Raw genomic sequence first — 221 nt, forward strand, 5'->3', positions numbered from 1 at the left:
TGCAGGTTACCCGCGGCAAGACGGAAAGACCCCGTGGAGCTTGACTGCAGCTTGATATGGGAGATGGGTACATCATGTACAGGATAGGTGGGAGGCAGAGAAATCAGGGCGCCAGCCTTGGTGGAGCCGACGTTGGGATACCACCCTTGAGGTATTGATCTTCTAACTCGTCACCTTGAAGCAGGTGAGAGGACAGTGTCAGGCGGGCAGTTTGACTGGGG

Annotated in this window: 1 rRNA gene; it reads left to right on the forward strand. The window is 56.1% G+C overall.

Annotation, left to right across the window (positions count from 1 at the left end):
• Window positions 1-221 (forward strand): 23S ribosomal RNA (locus EFBL_RS19670); the annotation flags it as partial.

The sequence above is a fragment of the Effusibacillus lacus genome (genome assembly GCF_002335525.1).
Taxonomy (GTDB): Bacteria; Bacillota; Bacilli; order Tumebacillales; family Effusibacillaceae; genus Effusibacillus; species Effusibacillus lacus.